Source organism: Gottfriedia acidiceleris (assembly GCF_002128425.1).
Lineage (GTDB): Bacteria > Bacillota > Bacilli > Bacillales > Bacillaceae_G > Gottfriedia > Gottfriedia acidiceleris.
Genome location: NZ_NESS01000005.1, coordinates 278,460 through 302,312 on the forward strand (window position 1 = coordinate 278,460; position 23,853 = coordinate 302,312).

General features: G+C 32.3%; 17 protein-coding genes. 5 read left to right on the forward strand and 12 right to left on the reverse strand.

The window, feature by feature from the left end:
- Window positions 1–99: 99 nt before the first annotated feature.
- On the reverse strand, window positions 100–2,772 hold the full coding sequence (locus tag B6K90_RS11935; RefSeq protein WP_088012994.1) for a calcium-translocating P-type ATPase, SERCA-type: 2,673 nt from the start codon (window positions 2,770–2,772) through the stop codon (window positions 100–102).
- 442 nt (window positions 2,773–3,214) lie between these two features.
- Between B6K90_RS11935 and B6K90_RS11940 the strand changes: the two genes are divergently transcribed.
- Window positions 3,215–4,915, forward strand: a complete 1,701-nt coding sequence (locus B6K90_RS11940) for an Rqc2 family fibronectin-binding protein (protein WP_088012995.1) — start codon at window positions 3,215–3,217, stop codon at window positions 4,913–4,915.
- A gap of 363 nt (window positions 4,916–5,278) precedes the next feature.
- Here the strand turns inward: B6K90_RS11940 and B6K90_RS11950 are convergent, their stop codons facing one another.
- The gene (locus B6K90_RS11950) at window positions 5,279–5,473 is read right to left on the reverse strand and encodes a hypothetical protein (RefSeq protein WP_088012997.1); all 195 of its coding nucleotides are present in this window, start codon (window positions 5,471–5,473) and stop codon (window positions 5,279–5,281) included.
- A 123-nt stretch (window positions 5,474–5,596) separates the two neighbouring features.
- Window positions 5,597–6,370, reverse strand: a complete 774-nt coding sequence (gene murI, locus B6K90_RS11955; RefSeq protein WP_088012998.1) for a glutamate racemase — start codon at window positions 6,368–6,370, stop codon at window positions 5,597–5,599.
- A 252-nt stretch (window positions 6,371–6,622) separates the two neighbouring features.
- Here murI and B6K90_RS11960 point away from each other — a divergent pair, with 252 nt between their 5' ends.
- From B6K90_RS11960 to B6K90_RS11970, 3 genes are all read left to right on the forward strand, one after another.
- The gene (locus B6K90_RS11960; protein ID WP_088012999.1) at window positions 6,623–7,102 is read left to right on the forward strand and encodes a MarR family transcriptional regulator; all 480 of its coding nucleotides are present in this window, start codon (window positions 6,623–6,625) and stop codon (window positions 7,100–7,102) included.
- Between the two features lie 144 nt (window positions 7,103–7,246).
- Window positions 7,247–8,497: an MFS transporter gene (locus B6K90_RS11965; RefSeq protein WP_088013000.1), complete on the forward strand. Its 1,251-nt coding sequence runs from the start codon at window positions 7,247–7,249 to the stop codon at window positions 8,495–8,497.
- A gap of 200 nt (window positions 8,498–8,697) precedes the next feature.
- Entirely contained in the window at window positions 8,698–9,339 is a 642-nt protein-coding gene (locus tag B6K90_RS11970) for an NUDIX hydrolase (protein ID WP_088013001.1), read from the forward strand.
- Between the two features lie 211 nt (window positions 9,340–9,550).
- Here the strand turns inward: B6K90_RS11970 and B6K90_RS11975 are convergent, their stop codons facing one another.
- The 6 genes from B6K90_RS11975 to B6K90_RS12000 form a co-directional block, all read right to left on the reverse strand.
- Window positions 9,551–10,594: a LacI family DNA-binding transcriptional regulator gene (locus B6K90_RS11975; RefSeq protein WP_088013002.1), complete on the reverse strand. Its 1,044-nt coding sequence runs from the start codon at window positions 10,592–10,594 to the stop codon at window positions 9,551–9,553.
- Between the two features lie 111 nt (window positions 10,595–10,705).
- Window positions 10,706–12,277, reverse strand: a complete 1,572-nt coding sequence (locus B6K90_RS11980) for an alpha-amylase family glycosyl hydrolase (RefSeq protein WP_088013003.1) — start codon at window positions 12,275–12,277, stop codon at window positions 10,706–10,708.
- 75 nt (window positions 12,278–12,352) lie between these two features.
- On the reverse strand, window positions 12,353–13,216 hold the full coding sequence (locus B6K90_RS11985) for a sugar ABC transporter permease (RefSeq protein WP_088013004.1): 864 nt from the start codon (window positions 13,214–13,216) through the stop codon (window positions 12,353–12,355).
- 1 nt (window position 13,217) lies between these two features.
- Window positions 13,218–14,630, reverse strand: coding sequence for a carbohydrate ABC transporter permease (locus B6K90_RS11990; RefSeq protein WP_235821789.1), 1,413 nt, complete (start codon window positions 14,628–14,630; stop codon window positions 13,218–13,220).
- 148 nt (window positions 14,631–14,778) lie between these two features.
- On the reverse strand, window positions 14,779–16,116 hold the full coding sequence (locus B6K90_RS11995) for a sugar ABC transporter substrate-binding protein (protein ID WP_088013005.1): 1,338 nt from the start codon (window positions 16,114–16,116) through the stop codon (window positions 14,779–14,781).
- Between the two features lie 283 nt (window positions 16,117–16,399).
- Window positions 16,400–17,170, reverse strand: a complete 771-nt coding sequence (locus tag B6K90_RS12000) for a DUF1189 family protein (RefSeq protein WP_167555351.1) — start codon at window positions 17,168–17,170, stop codon at window positions 16,400–16,402.
- A 182-nt stretch (window positions 17,171–17,352) separates the two neighbouring features.
- Here B6K90_RS12000 and B6K90_RS12005 point away from each other — a divergent pair, with 182 nt between their 5' ends.
- The gene (locus B6K90_RS12005; RefSeq protein ID WP_088013007.1) at window positions 17,353–19,104 is read left to right on the forward strand and encodes a glycoside hydrolase family 13 protein; all 1,752 of its coding nucleotides are present in this window, start codon (window positions 17,353–17,355) and stop codon (window positions 19,102–19,104) included.
- 582 nt (window positions 19,105–19,686) lie between these two features.
- Here B6K90_RS12005 and B6K90_RS12010 read toward each other — a convergent pair.
- The 3 genes from B6K90_RS12010 to B6K90_RS12020 are packed head-to-tail and all read right to left on the reverse strand — an operon-like array spanning window position 19,687 to window position 23,656.
- Window positions 19,687–20,121 (reverse strand): GNAT family N-acetyltransferase, encoded by a 435-nt coding sequence (locus tag B6K90_RS12010; protein ID WP_088013008.1) that lies wholly within the window; start codon window positions 20,119–20,121, stop codon window positions 19,687–19,689.
- A 23-nt stretch (window positions 20,122–20,144) separates the two neighbouring features.
- Complete coding sequence (locus tag B6K90_RS12015) at window positions 20,145–21,920, reverse strand: ABC transporter ATP-binding protein (protein ID WP_088013009.1); 1,776 nt, start codon at window positions 21,918–21,920, stop codon at window positions 20,145–20,147.
- Window positions 21,917–23,656: an ABC transporter ATP-binding protein gene (locus tag B6K90_RS12020; protein ID WP_088013010.1), complete on the reverse strand. Its 1,740-nt coding sequence runs from the start codon at window positions 23,654–23,656 to the stop codon at window positions 21,917–21,919. Before B6K90_RS12020 ends, B6K90_RS12015 begins: the two co-directional genes overlap by 4 nt.
- Window positions 23,657–23,853: the final 197 nt, after the last annotated feature.

Below are 23,853 nucleotides of genomic sequence, written 5' to 3' on the forward strand. Positions count from 1 at the left end.
TTCATTCAATATGTAAAAGAGAAAAGGTAATAGAGCATACCTCTACTACCTTAAGGAATTATAACATATTTTAATTTGGTTATCCATTTTGTTCGTAAATTATTTTTTCTTTGTAAATAATGCTCCTGCAAGCATAAAAGTGGGGATTGATGAAAGTCCTCCAATTAAGAACCAATCTCTAGGCACGATCGGAATCGTTTTGAAAATAGGTTGTAATGGTGGGTAGTAAATAACAACTAGCATTAATAGCATTGAAACGATAACAGCACCAATTAAATATAAATTTCCAAAAACATTTCGATGGAAAATGGAACGTTCACTTCTACAATCAAATACATGAATTAATTGAGCTAAAACTAAAGTTGAGAACGCTACTGTTTGTGCGTATTCTAGTTGATTCGGATGCTGGTTATAGGAAATAATGAATGCTAATAGTGTGACGAAACCAATTAAAAACCCTCTTGAAATAATTTTCCATCCTAATCCTCTTGCAAAAATACCTTCTGTTAATGAGCGAGGACTTCTTTTCATTACATCATCTTCAGCTGAATCAACACCTAATGCCATTGCAGGTAAACCATCCGTCACTAAATTTACCCATAGAATTTGGACTGGAACAAGAGGTAATGGTAAAGCTAATAACATTGCAAACAACATAACTAAAATTTCACCAACATTTGAAGCTAATAAATAACGTATAAATTTACGAATATTACTATAAATATTGCGCCCTTCTTTAATTGCAGATTTGATCGTAGCAAAATTATCATCAAGTAAAACTAAGGACGAAGCTTCTTTTGCTACATCTGTACCCGTAATCCCCATTGAAATTCCAATATCCGCTGCTTTAATTGCTGGTGCATCATTTACACCATCCCCAGTCATTGCGACAATATGACCATTCGCTTGAAGTGCTTTAACTATTTTTAATTTATGTTCAGGTGAAACGCGGGCAAACACTGCAGCATCTTCAACAAATTCCTGAATCTGCTCTACAGAAAGTGCATCTAATTCTTTTCCTTCTACTACTCTACCGTTATCTCTTAATATTCCTAGTTTTCTAGCAATACTAGAAGCTGTTAATTTATGATCCCCAGTAATCATAACCGTCCGAATACCAGCTTCTTTACATTCTTGAACAGCTTGTGCAACTTCTGCTCTTGGCGGGTCAATTATCCCTTGTAAACCAATAAAAGTTAAATTGTTTTCGAGATCCCTTTCATCAATGATCGAATTTGGATTTAATGGTTTAAAAGCAATCGCAATCGTACGCAGAGCATTATTTGCATAGGCTTCAATTGTACTTTCCACTGAGTTTTGTCTAAACGTATTTAATTGTTCTTCTCTTTCATGCCATAAAATTGTGTTACATTTTGAAAGTAATACGTCTGGTGCACCCTTCGTAATAACAAATTGTTCACCTGAACGATTTTTTACAACGACCGACATCATTTTCCGTGTACTATCAAAAGGAATCTCATGTATTCTAGTAAAATTCGAATTTACGTATTCCAGGTCGATCCCAGCTTTATAACCTGCAACAACAATCGCACCTTCAGTAGGATCACCGTCTAGAATGATTTCTTTTTTCTTTTGAACTAATCGTGCATCACTACAAATTGATCCGAATACAAGAGTTTGAAATAATTGTTTATTTAATGTCGGATTAATCGTTCGCTCTTTATTTGTAAATTCTCCATCGATTGCATATCCATTTCCTGATACTTCATAACTAGATCCGCCCGACCAAATATTTGTAACAGTCATTTTATTTTCTGTCATTGTCCCTGTTTTATCTGAACAAATGACTGAAGCACAACCTAATGTTTCAACTGCTTGAAGCTTTCGAACGATCGCTTTCTTTTTAATCATCCGTTGAACTCCAAGTGATAAAGCGACCGTTACAATTGCCGGCAACCCTTCTGGAATCGCAGCAACTGCAAGTGACACACCCGCTAAAAACATATGATATAATTCATTTCCTTGATAAACTCCAATAAATACAACTAAAGCTGTTAAAAATAATGCAAGAACAATTAATATTTTACCCAATTGTTCTAATCGTCTTTGTAAAGGTGTAACAATGGTTTCTGTATTTTGAAGTAAATTCGCAATTTGTCCCATTGCTGTTTTCATTCCTGTTGAAACTACAACGCCTTTACCATTTCCACGCGTAACGAGTGTTCCCATAAAGCCCATATTATCTTGATCACCAATACCAATATCATCGGACTGAATTGATTCAAATCTTTTTTGAACGGGAACAGATTCACCTGTTAGCGCTGATTCTTCTATGTATAAACTTGATGCTTCGATTATGCGAATATCAGCACCAATCCGATCACCACTTGAAAACTTAATAATATCTCCAACAACTAAGTCTCTTGAAGGTAGCTTAACAAATTGTCCATCACGCAAAACATTTACTTGAGGAGCAGCCAATTCTTTCAAAGCTTCTAATGATTTCTCTGCTTTAGCTTCTTGAAAATATCCTAAAATCCCGTTAATTAATACAATTGCCATAATCGCAACTGCATCTACTACTTCCTTTAAAAAGATTGATATAATCGTTGCGCCTAATAGAACAAATACCATAAAATCATTAAACTGATTTAAAAATAAAACGAGTTTGGAAGTTTTCTCTGATTCCTTTAATTCATTTGCCCCAAAAGTTGCTCGCCTTTGCTTTACCTCCTCATCAGTTAAACCGGAGGAAACATTTGTATTCGTTACTTGCACGACCTCTTCCGCTCTCATCCGATAAAAATTCATACTCTCGTTCACCCCTAATTAAACATTAGGTAAGTTGTCCCCCTTACCTCTCATAAAAGCATATTCAGACTCGTCCAAATAAATGATATAATGATGAAAATAATTCTAGCTTTTAACCACCTAGAACTGTGACAAGACCAATCAAGTTATTGTATGATTGAATTCCCTTAAGAAATTTCTTGGTTGATTAACAAATTTGAAATAAGCAAGAGTAGTTGATAGGAACTAAAGTGTGCTCCACTACTCCTATTGGATTTTTTGTGGAAAGCTAATGACACCACAAGAGCGAACGCTATTAAGGGGCTGAAGAATCTCATCCAATGGAAACCGAGCATTCTGCAGTGAAAATCAACATTCTTCATTAATAGATAGTAAATTACATCTATATTAATAATAATTTTAAAAATAAAAATAGTGTTTTAAAGAGTAGGACGTGATACATATGTCTTTTGACGGACTTTTTACAGGAGCCATGACAAACGAAATAGCTTCTAAACTAACAACTGGAAGAATATCAAAAATTGTACAACCAAGTAACTATGAAGTACTACTTACCGTGAGAGCGAATGGTGCCAATTACAAACTAATACTAAGTGCTCACCCTAGCTACGCAAGATTCCATTTTACAAATCAAAACTACGATACCCCATCAGAACCATCAATGTTTACAATGCTTTTAAGAAAACATTTAAATGGTGGAATCGTTGAAAGTATTACACAATTAGAACACGAGCGAATCGTTAACATTAAAATTCGCAGTAGAAATGAAATTGGCGATGAACAATACCGAACATTAATCATTGAATTAATGGGTAGACATAGTAATATCATTTTAATTGATGAAGAAAGACAAGTAATATTAGATAGTATTAAACATGTACCAATGGCTGTTAATCGTCATCGAATTGTACAACCAGGTGCTACTTATATTTCTCCTCCTAATCAAGAAAAACATGATCCATTTCAGGACATTTCCAAAGAGGAATTTAATCGATTTATTACTCAAAGAGATGAATCACCATCGGAAGCAATTGTTCAACGTTTCTCGGGAATCTCTCCATTACTAGCAAATGAAATTATCTATAATGGAAAAGAAAATGTATATAATTCGTTTAAAACAATTATGAATAAAATACAATTAAAAAAGTTTACTCCTTCACTTTTCCGCTTAGAATCGAGAGAATTGTTTTATTTCATAAATTTAACTCACTTACAAGCCGAACAAACTGTTTTCTCTAGCTTAAGTGAGCTTTTAGATGTTTATTACTTCGGTAAAGCTGAACGCGACCGTGTGAAACAACAAAGCGGAGATTTAGAAAAACTGTTACAAAATGAACTTGCAAAAAACAAGAAAAAAATTAAAAAATTACACAAAAGTCTTGAGGATACTGATAAAGCAGATAAAATTCAGTTACAAGGCGAATTGCTTACTGCAAATATGTTTGCACTTCAAAAAGGTATGAAGGAAATTGAAGTAATTAATTACTATGACGAAAATGGTGCCACTATGGTCATTCCTTTATCGCCATTAAAAACACCTTCTGAAAATGCACAAGCTTATTTCACCAAATATACAAAGCTTAAAAATTCAGTAGCACATATTGAAGAACAAATTAAATTAACGTCAGAAGAAAATAACTATTTAGAGACTGTAATCCAGCAAATCGAATCTGCCTCTCCACGTGATTTAGAAGAAATTAGAGAAGAACTTGTGGAGACAGGTTATATAAGAAAGAAAAAGTCGAAAAAAGCCCAAAAGTCAAATAAACAAAAAGTTACACTAGATGAATACACCTCTACAACTGGTGAACAATTATTAGTCGGTAAAAATAATAAACAAAATGATTATTTAACGAATAAACTTGCAAGTAGGGACGAGCTTTGGTTTCATACAAAAGATATCCCAGGCTCCCACGTTGTCATTCGTGCTAAAGATCCTAGTGAAACGGCTATTAAAGAAGCCGCTATTATCGCTGCATATTTTAGTAAAGCACGTCAATCAAGCTCGGTCCCAGTTGATTACACTGAAATTCGCCACGTTAAAAAACCAAATGGCTCAAAACCTGGTTTTGTCATATACGAACAAAACAATACGGTTTATGTAACACCTGATGAAGAGCTTGTTTTAAAATTGAAGAAATAAAAAAATGGTGCCTATAAAAAGGCACCATTTTTACTTAATTTACGTTTTAATACTCCAAATTACTTTGTTATATTTCTATTATGCTTTAAATATAGTTAATAAAAAATTATATTTGGAGTCTATATCATGAAATATAAAAATGATGATATCCATTTGTTCGTAGTAATAGCACTCACTATAATGCAATTTTCTCTACAGCTCTCGGAAAATATGTTCTTCGGTTTGATTTGTATTTATACATTGGTAGCATTAATTTTCATAGAAAAAAATGCGGTAGAATCAATTTATAAGTATATTATTTTTATTATGTTCCTCTTTTTAATACACTTATTACTTTTATGATCTAACAAAATTTAAAAATATTTACTTTTTTATTTCAACTTTTTCATTTTTACTAATTAATAATGATCCTAAAAAAAGTACTAGTCCTACGCAAAATCCAAAAATTAAATTCGAGAAAATCTCATCTTCTCTTATATATTTAATCATAAAATAAGCAGCAAAAAATAGCATCGTAATGACACCGAAATACATTAATACATCTTTTATTTTTACCATTTATCCACAATTACTCCTCTCCAATTAGAAAAAGATAGACATTAACAAATATTCTTTAGTAAACATCATTAGTCCTGTATTTAATAAAACAATAATACAAAAAAAAGATAAGCTAACTAAAGCTTATCTTTCATTTTTTAAAAATTTTAACCCCTTTTGTGTCTTTTCAATATATTCTACGTCATTATTCGAACACATAAATTTGACATTAGTTTGACCAGTTTCATTTAGTTGGCCATTTTCTCCAAGTAGTTGGATTAATCTTTTTACAGTACCATTACTTCCATCAACAATTTGAATGTCTTCAGGTAAAATCTTTTTTAATATGTTTTTATAAAATGGATAATGAGTACAACCCAATACAATTGTTCCATACTGCTCAATATTAAATAATGAAAGTTTACTTTTAAAATAATCAATCATTAAATCTTCATCAAAATTTAATTCTTCACAATAATGGACAAGCTCTGGTAAAGGCAATGAGTCTACAATACTAAGGTCGTCCACTCTAGATATAAGCTCATTATATTTAGTTTGCTTTAACGTAAGTGGCGTCGCAAAAACTAATACTCTCTTCCCAGTTGTTCTGTTCATTTCAACTGCTGGTTTTACAGCCGGTTCCATACCGATAATCGGAAAATCATACATTTCTCTCAATTCATTTACTGCAATACTAGTTGCTGTATTACATGCAATTACAAGTGCCTTTACATCTTCTTTAATAATCATTTCAACAGATTTTTTTACAAATGTACTTACTTCTTCCTTCGACTTTGTACCATAAGGAACGTGAAGAGTATCAGCAAAATATAAAAAATCTTCATTTGGTAATTTTTTCAGTGCCTCATTTAAGACAGTTAACCCACCAATTCCCGAGTCAAAAAAAGCTATTCTCATTTCAATTCACCTAATAATTTTAATTTAAAGTCATTTGTGAAAGTGTCCACAAATCATAACATTACTCTACAGGGACAAACTTTTACAAATATATAATACTAAATTAACCTAATTATGGATGAATGTAAACTTTTCAGAAAATAGTTAACTCGACAACTGATTATTCGCAACAAATAAGATTTTAAAATTGTTGAATTAGAAACAATATTTTATATAATATTGTAAATAAACCAACGGATGGGAAGATTGATCATGAACAAAGAAGAACAGCTTATAATAGGTTTCAGGGACGTATTTAACAAGATGGTATGGCTTAATAAGTTTAAGATGGAAGAAGCTCTTAAGGGATATCAATCTTCTGAGGTACATTGTATCGAGTATATTGGAAGAAATGTAGATTCTAACGTGACAAAACTTGCAGAAGCCTTATATATGACAAGAGGTGCCATAACAAAAATAACGAAAAAACTTATAAATAAGGGCCTGATCGAAAACTACCAAAAGCCTGATAACAAGAAAGAAGTCTATTTTAGGCTTACTGAGCAAGGGAAAGTAATTGACAAAATCCATGAGGAACTTCATGAAGAGTTCCGAGAGCGGGATAAAGTTGTATTTGAACAAATAACCGAAGAACAGTTCAACAGTATGCTTATCTTCGTGGACAATTATTGTAGGCATCTAGATGAAGAAATAAAGAAACAAGGTATCGTTATCGATCGTAAGCCGGAATAAATTTGAATAATGATGATGATTCCTCATGCAGCCTAACTCTCCAATAGAGCAGGTTGCATTTTTTTGTTGACAAGGAAACAATATAATTTTACGATAAATATGTTTCCAAGGAAGCAAAAAAACTGTTTTGAGAGGAGAATTTTATTGTTCAAATTTAGCTCACATAAGGAACAGCACATAGAACAAACCGGTAATAAAAAAGCTTTACTATTTGGTCTTATGTCTGTGTTTCTATGTGGAATAGGATTCAGTATCATTACACCCGTCATACCTTATTTAGTTCAACCGTATATAAACAATCAAGGAGATCAAGTTATATTTGTTACGATGTTGACCTCTGTTTATGCAGTCTGCGTTTTTTTTGCAGCACCCGGACTTGGTGCATTAAGCGATAGATATGGCCGTCGTCCAATCCTTTTACTATCCCTTTTAGGTTCTGCTATCGGCTACTTAATTTTTGGCATAGGAGGTGCTCTATGGGTACTATTTGCTGGACGTATAATAGAAGGGATAACAGGCGGGAGCATAAGCACAATCTTCGCATATTTTGCAGACATTACTTCTAGCGACCAACGAACTAAATACTTTGGGTGGGTAAGTGCGGTTGCAGGTATAGGCGCCGCCATTGGACCTACTCTAGGTGGATTACTTGCCAAGTTTGGTTATTCAGTACCCATTTTTTTTGGAGCAATCATAACCTTATTAAATTTAGTTTTTGGAATCTTCTATATGCCCGAGAGCCTTGAGTTGAAAAATAGACTGAAAAAGATTACCCTTGTAAGACTAAATCCATTTACACAGCTTTTAAACGTACTTTCCATAAAAAACTTAAAATGGCTACTTATCCCAGCCCTCCTACTTTGGATACCTAACGGATCATTACAGGCAGTTTTTTCACAATTTACCATTGATACATTCAATTGGAAGCCTGCACTAATTGGGCTAATGTTCTCAATTATGGGCGTCCAAGACATCATTTCACAAGGATTCATCATGCCAAAGCTATTAATTAAACTTAGTGATGCTCAAATAGCAACTCTTGGAATGGTTTCAGAAATTATAGGCTACAGCCTTATTGCTGCATCGGCTTTGTTCTCTTTCTATCCTCTACTCATCGTTGGAATGTTTATATTTGGGTTTGGTGATTCAATCTTCGGGCCTTCATTCAATGGGATGGTCTCCAAGACTGTTGATCCTAGTGAACAAGGCAGAATTCAAGGAGGTAGCCAATCTATTCAGGCTTTTGCAAGAATAATTGGGCCTATCATTGGAGGTCAAATCTATGTATCACTCGGTCATGCCGCACCCGCTTTTATGGGTATGCTCTTTATAGCAGTGGCTGTATTTGTATTATCTAAAGGGAGACATGTAAATAGACAAACTAAAAACTCTTAATATCATAAAATATCAATGAAGTTGGTTTTGACATTTATAGGATACGGCGGCCATAGGAGGATACCGCCGTTTTTTTATCCATCTAATTTTGTTTAGGGCGAATTTTAAGATGATCTATCAAAAATATATTTCAATCCTACAAAATTTATCTTTATAATGAAGTACATGGTTCATAGTTCAAATACAAGGTGGTTGGTTAAATGAAAGAAGAATTACTTAAAATTTTTGATGAATTTGGTAATCATTTAGGAGAAGCATCTCGAAGTGAAGTACATAAAAAGGGATTTTGGCACGAAACATTTCATTGCTGGTTACTTAGTATAGTAGAAAACCAAACTTCAATCTATTTTCAAATTCGAAGTCATCAAAAAAAGGATTATCCGAATTTATTTGATATTACTGCTGCTGGTCATTTATTATCTACTGAAACAGTTGAAGATGGATTAAGAGAAGTAAAAGAAGAACTTGGAATTGAAGTAAAAATGGAAGATATAATCCCTCTTGGCACCATTAAAAATTCGATCATTTTAGAAACGATAAATGATCATGAATTGAGTCATGTTTTTTTACTAAAAAGCAATAAACCATTTACTGATTTCAACCTACAAAAAGATGAAGTCTCAGGTATAGTGAAAGCAGATTTTAATCAATTTTATCAATTCACACATGGTTTAAGAGATACAGTTGACGTAGATGGATTTCAAATTACTGAAAATGATGAAAAAATTCCAATTCAAAAAACTGTAAATAAAAATCAGTTTGTTTCACACGAAAGTAATTATCTTTTAGATGTTGTTGAATTAATAAAAAAACACTTAAATAATAAAAAAACTCTGATTTAATATGTTCATTCTACTAAACGAACATAAATGTATACCTGTTTTTGTAATGCGCTTTCGTTAAAATTATTGAATGTAAAAAAAGGACTATCAAATAGTCCTTTTTCTACTCTTGAAAATTCATCGATAAAATCCGAAAAAGCACTCTCATTCATTTGATGTTTTCTTTGAGTGAAAAACAGAATTCATTTTCCAATGTTATAGTATCTAGTTTTCAAGTTTCGTCTTGAAATGAATATTTTGAACTCATACTAGATTGCCTTTCGATAATTCGATATGGCACAACGACACTTTTTGAAAGTGAATCATTTGATTGGATTTTTTCAATTACTAGTTTAGTAGCTTCATTGCCTAATTGAAAAATGTTAACGTCTACTGATGAAAGACTTGGAGTGGCAAGTTTTGTTAAAATTAAGTTATTAAAGCTTATAATTGAAATCTTTTCAGGTACTTGTATACCTTGTTCTGCAAGTGAACTTAATATTCCTAATGCAATAATATCGTCTGCTGCTACAATTGCTGTTGGTGGATTTTTTAGAGACATTAGATGATCAATCGATATTTTTCCGCTTTCGAATAAGAAATCATCATGGAAAATGTATTCATCGGAAAGGGGTAAGTCCGCTAATTTCATTGCGTCACAATATCCGTTTAATCGATCTTGAGTAACAAGAAAATTTCTACTTCCACCAACAAAAGCAATTTTCGTATGACCTTTTCGAATAAACGTATTTGTTACTTCCCTAGCGGCACCATAGTTGTCATTATTAATATAAGTAATTCTTTCAACATGTTGATACGGTTTTCCTACAAGTACAAACGGAAATTCTTGGTTTAATAAATACTTAATAATTGGATCATTTTCACGTGAGTAAAGTAAAATAATACCATCTACCCGTTTACCCATTACCATTTTTTTAACTGCTTCAAGAATTTGCTCTTCCGTTTCACCTGTTGAAATTAGAAGTGAATAATCTTTAATATGAGCTGTTGAACTAATTCCCCTAATTACTTCAGGAAAAAAAGGATTTTGAAATGCCTTACTTGCTGAACTAGGCATGACAATACCTAATGTTTGAGAGGATTTATTTGCTAAGTTTCTTGCGTTAATATTTGGGTGATAACCTAACTCTTCCATAATTCTTTTTACTTTTCTTTTTGTACGATCACTAATAAGTGGACTATCTGAAATTACTCGTGAAACTGTAGAAGGTGCAACTCCGGCTGCTTTTGCTACCTCATTTATTGTAATCCCCATCCTAATAACCTCATTTCTAGCTCGATCTATCATTAAAAAAATTTTCAGATTTTTCATTAAGTAAGGATACACTAATGATACCATTTACATAGTCAAAAAAGTCGAACAACCTTATTTTTGAATCTCAAGTATAATTGTTCCATACCCATTTATGATCACTTTTGAATGATGAATGGAAGCGTTATTCATGAATAAATTACGCTTTACCGTCTCTTTTAAGTCGAGCTTAATTGGTTCAGCTTCGATATTATGAATAACTAGAATTTTTTGATTTGCACTTTCTCTTATATACGAAAGGCTAGAACCTATATTATATGGTCCATCTATAAAATTACTAAAAATATCAAATGCTTCATTATTATTTCTAATTGAGATTAGTTTTTTGTAATGATTAAACATTGAATTAGGATCTTTACTTTGCTCTTCTTGTGACTTTAAATCTTTATTTAAACGAATTGGTTCCCACTTTGTTGTACCATCTGTTAAGTTATAATTCCATTTAAATGGTTCGCGGATTTGTTCGTCTGGCTTTTGACCCAACATACCTAATTCTTCACCATAGTAAATATATGCTAATCCAGGCATTGTAAGTAAAATACTAGCTGCTAACTTAGTTTGATCAATATTACCATTTAATTGACTAGCAACACGATTTTGATCATGATTACTAATAAAAATTGAGTCGATGAAACGCTGTCCATCCTTTAATTTTTTCCCTTCGATTTCTTTTGAAAAGAACGAATAAAAGTCAAACGCGGTTCCAGTCTTTACAGCATGAATTATTTGATCAGCCCCTTCAAAATTAAACATCGAATCATAAGATTCATAATATCTTTTTTGATCATATACTGGCTTCCATAATTCTGCGATAACAAATGCATCTGGGTTTCCCCTTTTTACATTAGAGGTATATTCCTTCCAAAAATTAATATTTTTACCTAAGACATTTGTACCGCGTTTGTATTCACTTGATTCAAATCCCATTGCTGCGGCATCTAAACGAAAACCATCAACACCTTTATCTAGCCAATAATTTGAAATTTTATCTATTTCATTTCTTACATTCTCATTATCTAAATTTAAGTCAGGCATTCCTTCCCAAAAATAAGCATGATAATATTGCTTTCCAGCGCGATACCATGGCCCTTTTAAAGGAAATGCTTTGTCTTTACCATCATTAAAAATATAGTAATCCTTATATTTCGCCTCATCTTTTATAGCCTTTTTAAACCATGGATGTTGAATAGATGTATGATTAAAAACCATATCCATAATGATTTTTATATTTTTATCTTTAGCTGATTTTAGTAATTCATCAAAATCCTGCATTGTACCAAATTTTGGATCAATTGCGTAATAATCTAATACATCGTATTTATGATATGAAGGAGAAGGGTGTATCGGATTAAGATAAATACATTGAACTCCTAGATCCTTTAAATAATCTAATTTTTGTTCGATTCCTTTTAGGTCCCCATATCCATCATTATTAGAATCCGAAAATGAGATAGGAAAAATTGAATAACAAGTACGAATATTTTCAGTAAATGTATTACTGATTTTAAAATTCTTAATTTTCTTCTCTTCAATTGGGACTATAGGTTTTGATGCCGTTTGATTTGAACAACCAACAAGATAAGAAATGAAACATAAAGCTACAAGAATATTTCTTGTTTTTATCATCTTCAACCCTCTTTTGAAAAAAAGAGTGAGATGCAAGCCCCCACTCTTTTTGTATTATTATTAAGTAAAAAATGATTAACCTTTATTCGCTCCAGCAGTGACACCTTGGATGACATATTTTTGAAGTACTACATATAGAATAGTGATCGGTACTGCTACTAACACTGCACCAGCTGCGAACATTGTAAAATTCTGGTTTGTCTGTCCTTTAATTAAATCAAACAAGCCAATGGCAAGTGTTTTCTTTTCATTTGAGCTAATTAATAAACGTGGCAGAATAAAATCCATCCAAGGGACCATAAATTGGGTTAACGCAACAAAAGTTAATATTGGTTTTGATAATGGTAGAATTATTTTAAAGAACACTTGTGTTTTCGTTGCCCCATCAATCATCGCTGATTCATCAAGTGACTTCGGAACAGCTCCTAAATACCCCTTTATTAACCACGTATTAAAAGGAATTTGTCCAGCTGCATAAACTAATACTAGTCCTAAATGATTATCTAATAGACCAAAGTTTAAGAATAAGATATAAATAGCAATCATCCCCATAAACGAAGGGAACATTTGAAGAACTAGCATTGCGATCATACCAAATTTTTTTCCTTTAAATTTAAAACGAGAAAAGACATATGCAGCTGATGTAGATAAAAAGATTGAAAGAACCATATTTATTAAAGCAATTTTTAATGTATTCCAATACCATAGAGAAAATTTCGTCTTCTCAAATAATTCTTGGTAATGGATAATTGTTGGATTTTTTGGAATAGGTGTTGCATTGGCGAGTCCAGTTGATTCGCCAAACGACGATCCCAATATCCAAATAATTGGAAACAAAACAATTAGAGCAATTAAAGTTAATAATAAATAAATTAAAGTCGTTAATACTCCTCTTCCAAAGTTTAATCTTTTTCTATTTAATTGTGTATAAGTAGACATTTTACTCCTCCTCTTTAAATTGCTTTGTACGAGTAAAGTTCCACGCAGAAATTGATCCAATAACTAAAAATATTAGAATAGACATGACAGAAGCCATATTATACATACGATTATCAAGGGTCAATTTGTAAATCCATGTGATAAGAATATCAGTAGATCCTGCAAATTGATAATTCGGATTTGTTGGTCCACCTTCAGTTAAGAAATAGATGACATTGAAGTTATTAAAATTCATTGCAAATGACATAATTAACAATGGTGCTGTTGCTGCTATTATTAAGGGGAAAGTAATTTTCCAGAATTCCTGAGATTTTGATGCCCCATCTATTTTAGCAGCTTCATATATTTCTTTATCTAAGCTAGTCATTACCCCTGTCATTAAAGCCATAAAGTATGGAAATCCTAGCCATAAGTTAATAACAATAATTGTGAGTCGAGCTAAATTAGGATGGTTAGAATCTGTAAACCAATTAATTCGTTCATCTGTCAAACCGATATTTACTAAAAATTGTGAGATTGGTCCGAATTGTCCATTAAACAAAGTTTTGAATACAAGAAGAGAAATCATGCTTGGAATCGCCCAAGGTAAAATAAAGATTGTACGCCAGAATTTCTTACCTTTTACAAGACTACTATTTATAACTACTGCCATGAATAAACCACCAAAGAAACATGTAGCAGTAGAAAGGATTGCCCAAACAAACGTCCATGTAAATACCCCTGTGAATGTATGAGTCCAAATTGGTAAGCTAAATAAGTTGATAAAGTTCTCTAATCCAACCCAGTTTACTAGTTTAGTAGGCGGCAAGTGGAATTTATTATAATCTGTAAAGGCAATTAATATTCCAAAGATAATTGGCATTAAAGAGATAAATGTTAGCATAATGATCGATGGAATTAAAACAATAAATTCAAACATTCCATCCCATAAATCCCTAAGATATTCTTTTGAAGTTTGAAGAATTTTTGCTTCATTAAACATCTTTCTTACTTTATAAGCATCTTTAATATTCCAATAATAGATTCCTAGAAGAATAGAAATAAAAATGAGTGCAATTATTCCATTTATTAATAGTACAATTGAGTGATCCCCTTCAGTTAATCCAGTAATCCCCATCGTACGGGGCTGTGTACCTAACGTCACTAATCCCCAAAAACCTTTAATAAAAAATCCACCATTTTCTCTTAAATAATATCCTTCTGAAAGATTATTGTAATGACCTGTTAAAACTTCAATGGCTAAAACTAACATTTGAACCGTAAAAAAGAACAAAGCTTTTAAATATTGTTTATTTACTACTTGTCCTAATCCCCAAATCAAAACAGAGAGAATGGCAGGTAGTGATGGGTTCATTTTATTCGATCCTTTATTAGGTATCTTAGGCTGATGTTCAATTACTCTAGCCGCTTCCATACTCTCCCCCTCCCGCACCAAAATTCGGCACTAAAATCTTCGAAATAATATTTCATTATCTCAAATTATGCAAATTTTCGAAATCACTTGCATAATTAGTTGATAATACAGCCTCTCATTTAGTTTGAGAGGCTGTATTTTAATAGAATTATTTTTTTCCTGCTTGTAGTGCTTCGTAATCTTCAACCGCTTTCTTTTGAGCATCTTCCGGAGACATTAAGCCATCCCATACGTTAACAATCATGTTTTTAGCTGGATCCCACCAGTTAGCCATTTCAGGAATTGAAGGCATTGGTTTTGAGAATTCAGCTTGAGCTGCAACACCTTTAAGCAATTCATCATTGCCTAATCCAGCAACTTGACTTGCATATTGTTCTTTAAGAGCTGGTAATTTTCCAGTTGTTTTATAAAGAACTTCCGCACCTTCTTTAGATCCTAAGAACATTGCAAATATACGCGCAGCTGCTGGATGTTTAGAGTAAGAAGATACGTTTGCAATTTGGTTACCAGAGAATGTAATTGGTTGGTTACCATTTATTTTTGGAAGTTTAGCAATTCCAAATTCAAATTTATTTTTGTCAGCACCTTTTTGCACATCAGCAATTGCCCAAGGACCAGTTATTAAGAATGGTGTTTTTCCTTTAGCAAATTCAAGAGTTGTTGTATCATTCGTAGCATCAGCCGAGTTTACATCCCAGATTGAACGCGCAGCTTTTATAGCTTCAAGAGCAGCTTTTGCTTCTGGTGTATCAAAGCCAATTTTAGATGCATCTTTACCATCTTTACCAAATAAATCATAACCATATGACGATAAGAAGAAATAGCTAGTGTAAGAGTTTCCTGCTTCCCAACGAATCGTCCATTGATTTTTCTTTTTGTCATTATATGTATTAGCTAATTCAGTAATTTGATCCCACTCTGTAGGAGCAGTGTCTGAGCCTGTTAATTGTTTTAATAATGTTTTGTTATAGAAAAGTGCAACCGATTCCGTAGAAATTGGTACGCCATATGCTTGACCATCCTTCATCACTGTTCCAACAGAAGCATCTAAGAAACGATCTTTAATTTGATCAGTGTATTTCCCCATTGGCCCAATAATTGCTGATTCTAAAGATGCACCGATACCATCATGAGGTTGAACGAAAACATCTGCACCTAATCCAGCTTCACCATCAAGTTCCATTTTTGCACGAGTATCTACAGCACCAACTTTTTCATACTCAATTTTTACTTTTGGATACTTAGCATTAAATGCTTCAATGATAGCGTTTGCATAATCATCGTTATCTAGCCAGACTTTTAATGGTTCTTTACCATTCAGTACGTCCTTTTCCATTTTGTAACCTTTTGCTTGTGCGTCCCATGGAAGATCGTCTTTCTTTTCTTTAGCAGTATTTGCAGTTTCCTTTGAAGTACCACAACCAGTTAATGCACCTAAACTTAAGCTTACCGTGGCAAATACAGCAAACATTGATTTTAGCTTCACTTTGGTTTCCCCCTAAAAAGATTATTTTTTTCATAAAATATAGCAAGCGTTTTCACAACTTTATAATAATCTACTAATAAATTAAAGTCAAACTATTTAGTATATTTAAACTTTTTAAAAAATTAAAACCAAAAGCTTATATTTAACATGGTTTACTACTAATCAATAGATAGCTAGGGAGAAAAGCCTAATAGATTTACACTCCAAAATATTGTTTAGAATTCTAATTTTTCAAAATAAAAAAAGAGAGACCTTTTTAAGTCTCCCTTCCTACTTAAAGTAATTAGGCTACTCTATTATATTTTCTGTAAATGTAATAACTAAATAAAATAAAACCGAAGTTAAATACAATATAGACAAAAGCCATTGAAATCATTGATCCAACAATAAATGCAAAGATTGCTGGTATGGTAGCTGAATAGGCTAGAAATGAGAAAGATTGCCTATAAGTCAGTTTATTTGAATTTCCAATATTAAATAACAAAGACATCAAAGCAATAATAGCGATAAAAATGCTATTTGTAATAATCGTAATTGGGTATAATAGTTGCATTACTATTGCAACTGCTTGCATTTTCACGCTTGATACAACTCCGATAAATAATTGATTATAATTTTGTAGATTAAATACATCAACTAGTTGACTATTATATCCGCCATATAAATCAAATCCTAAAACATATACATGAATGTGTGTTTTTCCTAAGATTATTGTTATCTTCTCTTTATCATTTATCACAAATTGATCATTAGGATCTATTACAAGTCGTTGGTTTTTATTTTCTATTATTCTCGTTTTTTCAATAGAACAAGCCAAATGATTATCAAAATTACAATTAGGAACTTTAGTTTGCCATTCTTTATTTTCGTAAAATGGTGCAAATACTCTTTCACTTAATCTCTCAGAATCTGTTTGTACTATTTGGAAAACTAGTGGAAATGCAATTAGTGACCCAACTAAGATACATTGAATGAAAACAAAAATTAGTTTATTATCTTTCGATTCATATATATCTTTTAAACGAAAGCGATTATTAAAAAAGCGTCTAATCAATTTTTCACCTCCTATAATTAACTTTTCTTTTAGACTCTAACACACATTCTAGATTTATTAAACTGAATATTAAAATAATTGGGTTGTCGTTTAACGTTTGAAAACAATTGACAATGAAAACGTTTAATTATACTCTTTTTTTAAGCAAACGATTGTCTAAATTACGAGATGGAGGTAGCATAATGTTAAAGCAAGCCATATATCACCGTCCTAAAAACAACTATGCATACGCTTACAATAACGAAACGCTTCATATACGTTTACGTACAAATAAAAATGACGTAACTTCTGTTCATTTAATACATGGTGATCCATATGATTGGAAAGATGGGGCTTGGGTAATTAATAAAACAGAAATGATAAAGAGTGGTAGTACTGAGTTATTTGATTATTGGTTCATAGAAATTAAACCTCCTTTTCGTAGACTAAGATACGGATTTGAGATTAGTAGTTTAGAAGAAACTGTTACATATACTGAAAGAGGATTTTATGATGAAATTCCAACCGACGATACAGCTTATTACTTCTGCTTTCCATTCTTAAACGAAATAGATGTATTTAAAGCACCAAGCTGGGCAAAAGAAACGGTATGGTATCAAATTTTCCCAGAGCGCTTTGCGAATGGAGACTCGTCAATCAATCCTGAAGGTGTATTAGCATGGGAAAGTGAAGAGCCTTCTCCAAACAACTTCTTTGGGGGCGATTTTGAAGGAGTTATTCAACATTTAGATCACCTTGTAGAATTAGGAATTAGTGGAATTTACTTTACACCAATCTTTAAAGCATACTCAAATCATAAATATGACACAATTGATTATATGGAAATTGATACACAATTTGGTACGAAAGAAACATTTAAGAGATTAGTAGATGAGTGTCATAAACGAAATATAAAAGTTATGTTAGATGCTGTGTTTAATCATAGTGGTTATTTCTTTGCACCATTCCAGGACGTTTTAAAAAATCAAGATAAATCAGAATACAAAGATTGGTTCCATTTAAAAGAATTCCCGGTTGTAACTGATCCGATGCCTAACTATGATGCATTTGCTTTTGTACCTTCAATGCCAAAATTAAATACTGAGTATCCTGAAGTTAAATCCTATTTAATAGAGGTTGGTAAATACTGGACCAAAGAATTTAAAATTGATGGATGGCGATTAGACGTTGCAAATGAGGTAGATCACGCATTTTGGAGAGAATTTAGAAAAGAAATTAAAGCAATCAATCCTGAACTTTATATTTTAGGAGAAATTTGGCATGATTCAATGCCTTGGCTTCTTGGAGATCAGTTTGATGCGGTAATGAATTATCCTTTTACAAATGGAGCATTAGATTTCTTTGCAAAGGATAAAATTTCTGCTGAAAAATTTACAAATATTATTAGTGAGGTACTTCATTCGTATCCTCAAAATATTAATGAAGTAGCTTTTAACTTACTTGGAAGTCACGATACTCCTCGTGTTTTAACAGTTTGTAACGAAAATCTAGATAAATTAAAGCTTTTATACACATTCCAATTATCATTTCCAGGAGCTGCATGTATTTATTATGGAGATGAAATCGGCATGACGGGTAAACAAGACCCAGACTGTCGCAAATGTATGATTTGGGATGAAGAACGTCAAAATCGTAAATTATTTAACTTTATCCGAACATTAATAAAACTTCGAAAAATATATAAAGCAATCGGTAGTGACGGTTCATTTAACTTTATCGAAGTAAATAACGAACAAAATATCATTGTCTATTCAAAAATATTTGATAATGATACATTTATTTTTATCTTAAGTAATAATCCTAAAAAAATCACCGTTAAAACACCTGATTTATTAGTTGGCAAAACTTTAATAAATGTTCTTACAAATAAAAAAGAATCATATAATACAGAGTTTACACTTAAAAGTTATGGTATTAAAATTATAAAACTATAGAATAAAAAAGATGTCTCAATACAATATCCAGCATATGTTTTGAGACATCTTTTTTTATTGCTAATGGAACCGAGATCAAAGTTTGAAAATAGTTAAAAACCTCTCTCCTTTTTCATATTACTCGGCCCATATTTATTGAAATGTCAATATTTATCCTCAAGTGTAGTGTAGATACACTCATGCTATATAAATATTTAGATAAAGCAGTGCTAAATAAAAAAACAAGTGTTGATATATATTGTTTTATTATGACGAGAATCTTTTTTGAAGCTCAATATTTATAATGATTTTTAGGTCGTTGACTAGATTAATAAAGGGAAATTCATTTAGATTATTCTTTTTTATTAAGAAATTGATTGGAACGAAAGGGTGCCAGGCTCCTATGGGATTAGCGGGAAGGCTAAAGACCCCACATGCGTACGGCCGAGGAGGCTAAAGAATCTTGCCCCATGGAAAGCGAGCACACTGTAGTGGAAATCAAGATTACACAACTTATTTATCATTGATAAATTTCCAACTTAATTGACAAAGGTCTTTTTAGACAACATGAAAAAAACCCTAAATAAAATTAGGGTTTTTATGTTATTCAATATTTTTACTAAAAGAATAAGATAGCTTTTTATATTGCATTTTATGTTCATAAAAACGATGCGCATTAATTCTTTGGACACCAGATTGTAGAGTTACTAATTGACACCCATTTCCTTTTCCAAAATCAGAAATAAAATCTAGTAATTTCTTACCGTATCCATTTGAGCGTTTACTTTCATCGGTCACTAAATCGTAAACAAATACATGTCTACCATTATAGAAATTAGTTAATATACTAATTCCAGCAACTGCAACCGTCACTCCTTGATCTTCTAACCCAAATAATTGATACCCTTGATTTTTCATTTCTTCGTACATTTTAAAAAATGATTCTTCATTTAAGTGAGTACGAAGTTGTTTTAATACTTCAAAGCCTTTTCTTAACTCTTCTTTTGTTTCGTAAAGTTTTACTGAAATATTAGACATACTAACACTCCTTATTAATCTTTTTACGATACACTGATTACATTTTCACCAGTTTCAGCTTCTCTTTTAAATAATCTTGAATAAACGCCATCTATTTCTAATAATGAATGATGCGTACCTTCTTCGACTACTTTTCCGTTTTCTAATACGACGATTCGATCCGCTGTTAATACAGTAGATAATCGATGCGAAATTACAATGACAGATTGTTTTGATTTTCGCTGTTGAATCGCTTCATTTATTTGTAATTCTGTAATCGGATCTAAAGCCGAACTTGCTTCATCTAAAATAAGGATAGGAGAGTTTTTAACTAAAGCTCTTGCTAAAGATAATCTTTGTTTTTGACCTCCAGATAATAGTGCCCCTCGTTCACCAATTGATGATTCTAGTCCTTCTGGTAATGAATTTAGATAGTCTGATAATCCACTATCTTTTAAAGCTTGAATCATTTCTTCATTTGTCACTAATTCATTTCCTATACGTATATTATCAGCTAAACTACCATTTCTTAGCTGTACATCCTGTGAAACAAATGAGATAGCTTCTCTGATCCACTTTGCGTTAGCTTTTTCAATTGGTAAACCATCTACTTCAATTGTTCCATTATTTAACGGATAGAAACCTAATAACAAGTCTACAATTGTTGATTTTCCAGCACCACTTGGACCTACGACGGCTACTGCTTCTCCTGGTTTCACATGAAATGACAATCCATTTAACACAAATTCTTCCTTCGTTGGATAAGCAAATTTAACATCTTTAAATTCAATTAACCCATTAACAGAATTTAATCTTTCACCTTCTTGTACTTCAAATTCTGAAACTTCTTCAGCTAATAATTTTTCAGATCGATCTAATGCTGGGCCTGTTCTACGGACTGATAACCAGTTTCTAAGCATTCTTTGAATCTCATTAGCTGCAATAGTCACAAGTCCCCCTGCCGTATACATTTGTCCCGTTGTGATTTGATCATTTGAAATAAGTAAAACACTTATAAAATAGACAGCAGCTAAAGCAAATCCATTATAGCTTCCGATTACGACGATTGATTGCATTCTTGCTTTTAATTCGATAATCGATTCCTTAATAAATGATTTACGGATATCGGCAACACTTTGAATTTCATAATCCGTTGCACCAAGAATTCTCGAAAGCTGGATTCCTGTAACTGATTCTCGTAATCTTTCTAAATAACGTGACGCTTCAGTTCTAGCTTTTGCGGAAGCAACTCTAGTACGAGCTCCTACTTTATTTGAAGTCACGTAAAATAAAACACCTAAAACAACACTAGTAATCATTAAATAAGGATTAATCCAAAGTAAGACAATACTATATATAAATACTCCTTGTACAGAAGCCATAAAAGTAGAGCCTTCCCAAGCTAAAAAGTTATGCAGTGTATCTGGGTCATCTGAAACTCTTGCTAATAATTCACCAGATTTAGATTGATGAAAATATGAATAAGGTAAAATTTGCAAATGCTTAAATAAGCGTAGTTTTTGCCAATTAGTAACTGATTTAGCAACGTGATGACAAAAATACTCATCAATAACCATTAAAATTAAATCAAGAATAGCTGCAATAACAAGTAGCCACATTAATCCCCATAATAGCATATTGTCATGATTAGGAATAATATGATCAATTAACCAACCCGTTCCTAAAGTTGGTATTAATGCTGCACAAACTTGACTTAAAGCGATGACAAACGAATCTGCAAATACCCATTTTTTATGAGGCTTAAGAAAGTTTATGACTCTTTTTCCATCGCCTATTTTTTTAGTATTCCCCTGCATCATACAGCATTCTCCTTTTCTAGTTCACTGTATTGTGCCATATATAATTGATAGTACTGACCTTTTAGTGATAATAATTCTTCATGAGTACCTTGTTCTGCAATGCGACCTTTATCTAATAATAAAATGCAATCCGCATCCTTCACTGTTACAAGTCGATGGGCGATTGTAATTGTTGTACGACCTGGGATTAACTTTTCAAGCGATGATTGTACCTTTTCTTCTGTTTCTCCATCTAATGATGATGTAGCTTCATCGAAAATTAATACTGGAGGATGGCGTAGAATTGCTCTTGCAAGTGCTACGCGTTGTCTTTGACCACCAGATAATTTTAGCCCTCTTTCACCAACAATCGTTTCAAAACCTTCCTGTAGTGACTCAACTAAATCAGATAAGTCTGCTGCTTCAACAGCAAGCCCTAGTTCTTCATCAGTTGCATTTGGTTTGGCATATAGTAAATTTTGCTTTAATGTACTATTTAAAAGAAATGTTTCTTGAGAAACGACACCAATATTTTGGCGTAATGATTGATAATCATGAGAAGATAAATCTTTATGATCAACTGAAATCGATCCGGAAGAAGGCTCGTATAATCCGAGTAATAACTGAATTAAAGTACTTTTTCCTCCACCGCTTGAACCAACAATCCCAATATGTTGACCTGCTTTAATTGTGAATGAAACATCTTTTAGGACTTCTTCAGTTGAATTTGGATAAGTAAATCGAATATTTTTAACTTCTATATCACCTTTCACTTCTCCAAATTTCGGTAAATCATCAGGTTGTTCGGCAGGTAGGTCAAAGTACTCATATATTCTTTGAAGTGCTGGAATTGCTTGTTGAATGGTTAATGCATTTTCAGCTAACGAGCGAACAGGCATAAACATTGTTGGGATAAAACCTAGAACAGCAATTAATGTACCAACTGTAATTTCATGCTGCCATATTGAGTATCCACCAATTAACATAACGACCCCTGGCGCACCATTATTAAACACATTTCCTAAACGCCAATTAACCTTCCCAATTAAAGCCAAACGAATAGCAAATCTTTTCCAAACAGACAGCTTATCTTCTAATTTTTTATTTTCTTTATCCTGTGTTTGAAATGTTCGCACTAGACGAACAGATTCAATACTTTCTTGAGTGTGATTATATAAATCAGCACTCATATCACGAGCTATAGCCCCCATTTTCCTTACTTTTTTACCAATCATAAATGAAGGAACTAAATAAATTGCAAATACTATAAGCATGACCACAGCGGCTGGCCAATATAAAGGAAACACCGCTATAAAAGCTGCAATTGCCGCAATTACTTGTTGAATAAAACGAGGTATAACTGTATTATTCAAGTTTTGAACAGACTCCACATCATGCGTTAACCTATATAACATATCCCCGCGAGGTGTAGTTGAAAAAAACGTCATCGGTGCTTTTTGAAGCTTTGTAAATGCACGTAATTGCATATCTGTAATTACATCTAGACCAATTTTTACTTGAATAAATTCTTGTAATGATTCAAAACCGACCTTAAATAAGAATGAAAGCATAATTCCTAAAATTAAATAAAAGATAATTTTTGAATCAGGACCCCCTACAATCTCATCGACCAATTTACCAGTCAAAATCGGCGGAATAATCGCAAATGCGCCAGCAATTAATGAACATGCAAAAGCAACTAGAAATACTTTCCAATACGGTTTAAAATGATTAACTGTTTCGATTAAAATTTTCATCTATTGCCATCCCCCTAACCTGTAACATTTTACAATATTTTCGAACTATTTTCACTATTAAAATTTTTATCAGGATTAAAGTAATGTATTTAAAAATGGATTTGGTGCGATATTTTTACTTTTATCTGGTCTCAAATACATTTTAATCTTTCAATTAATCAATTTCTTCATTAAATTGAATGAACATTCGTACACTA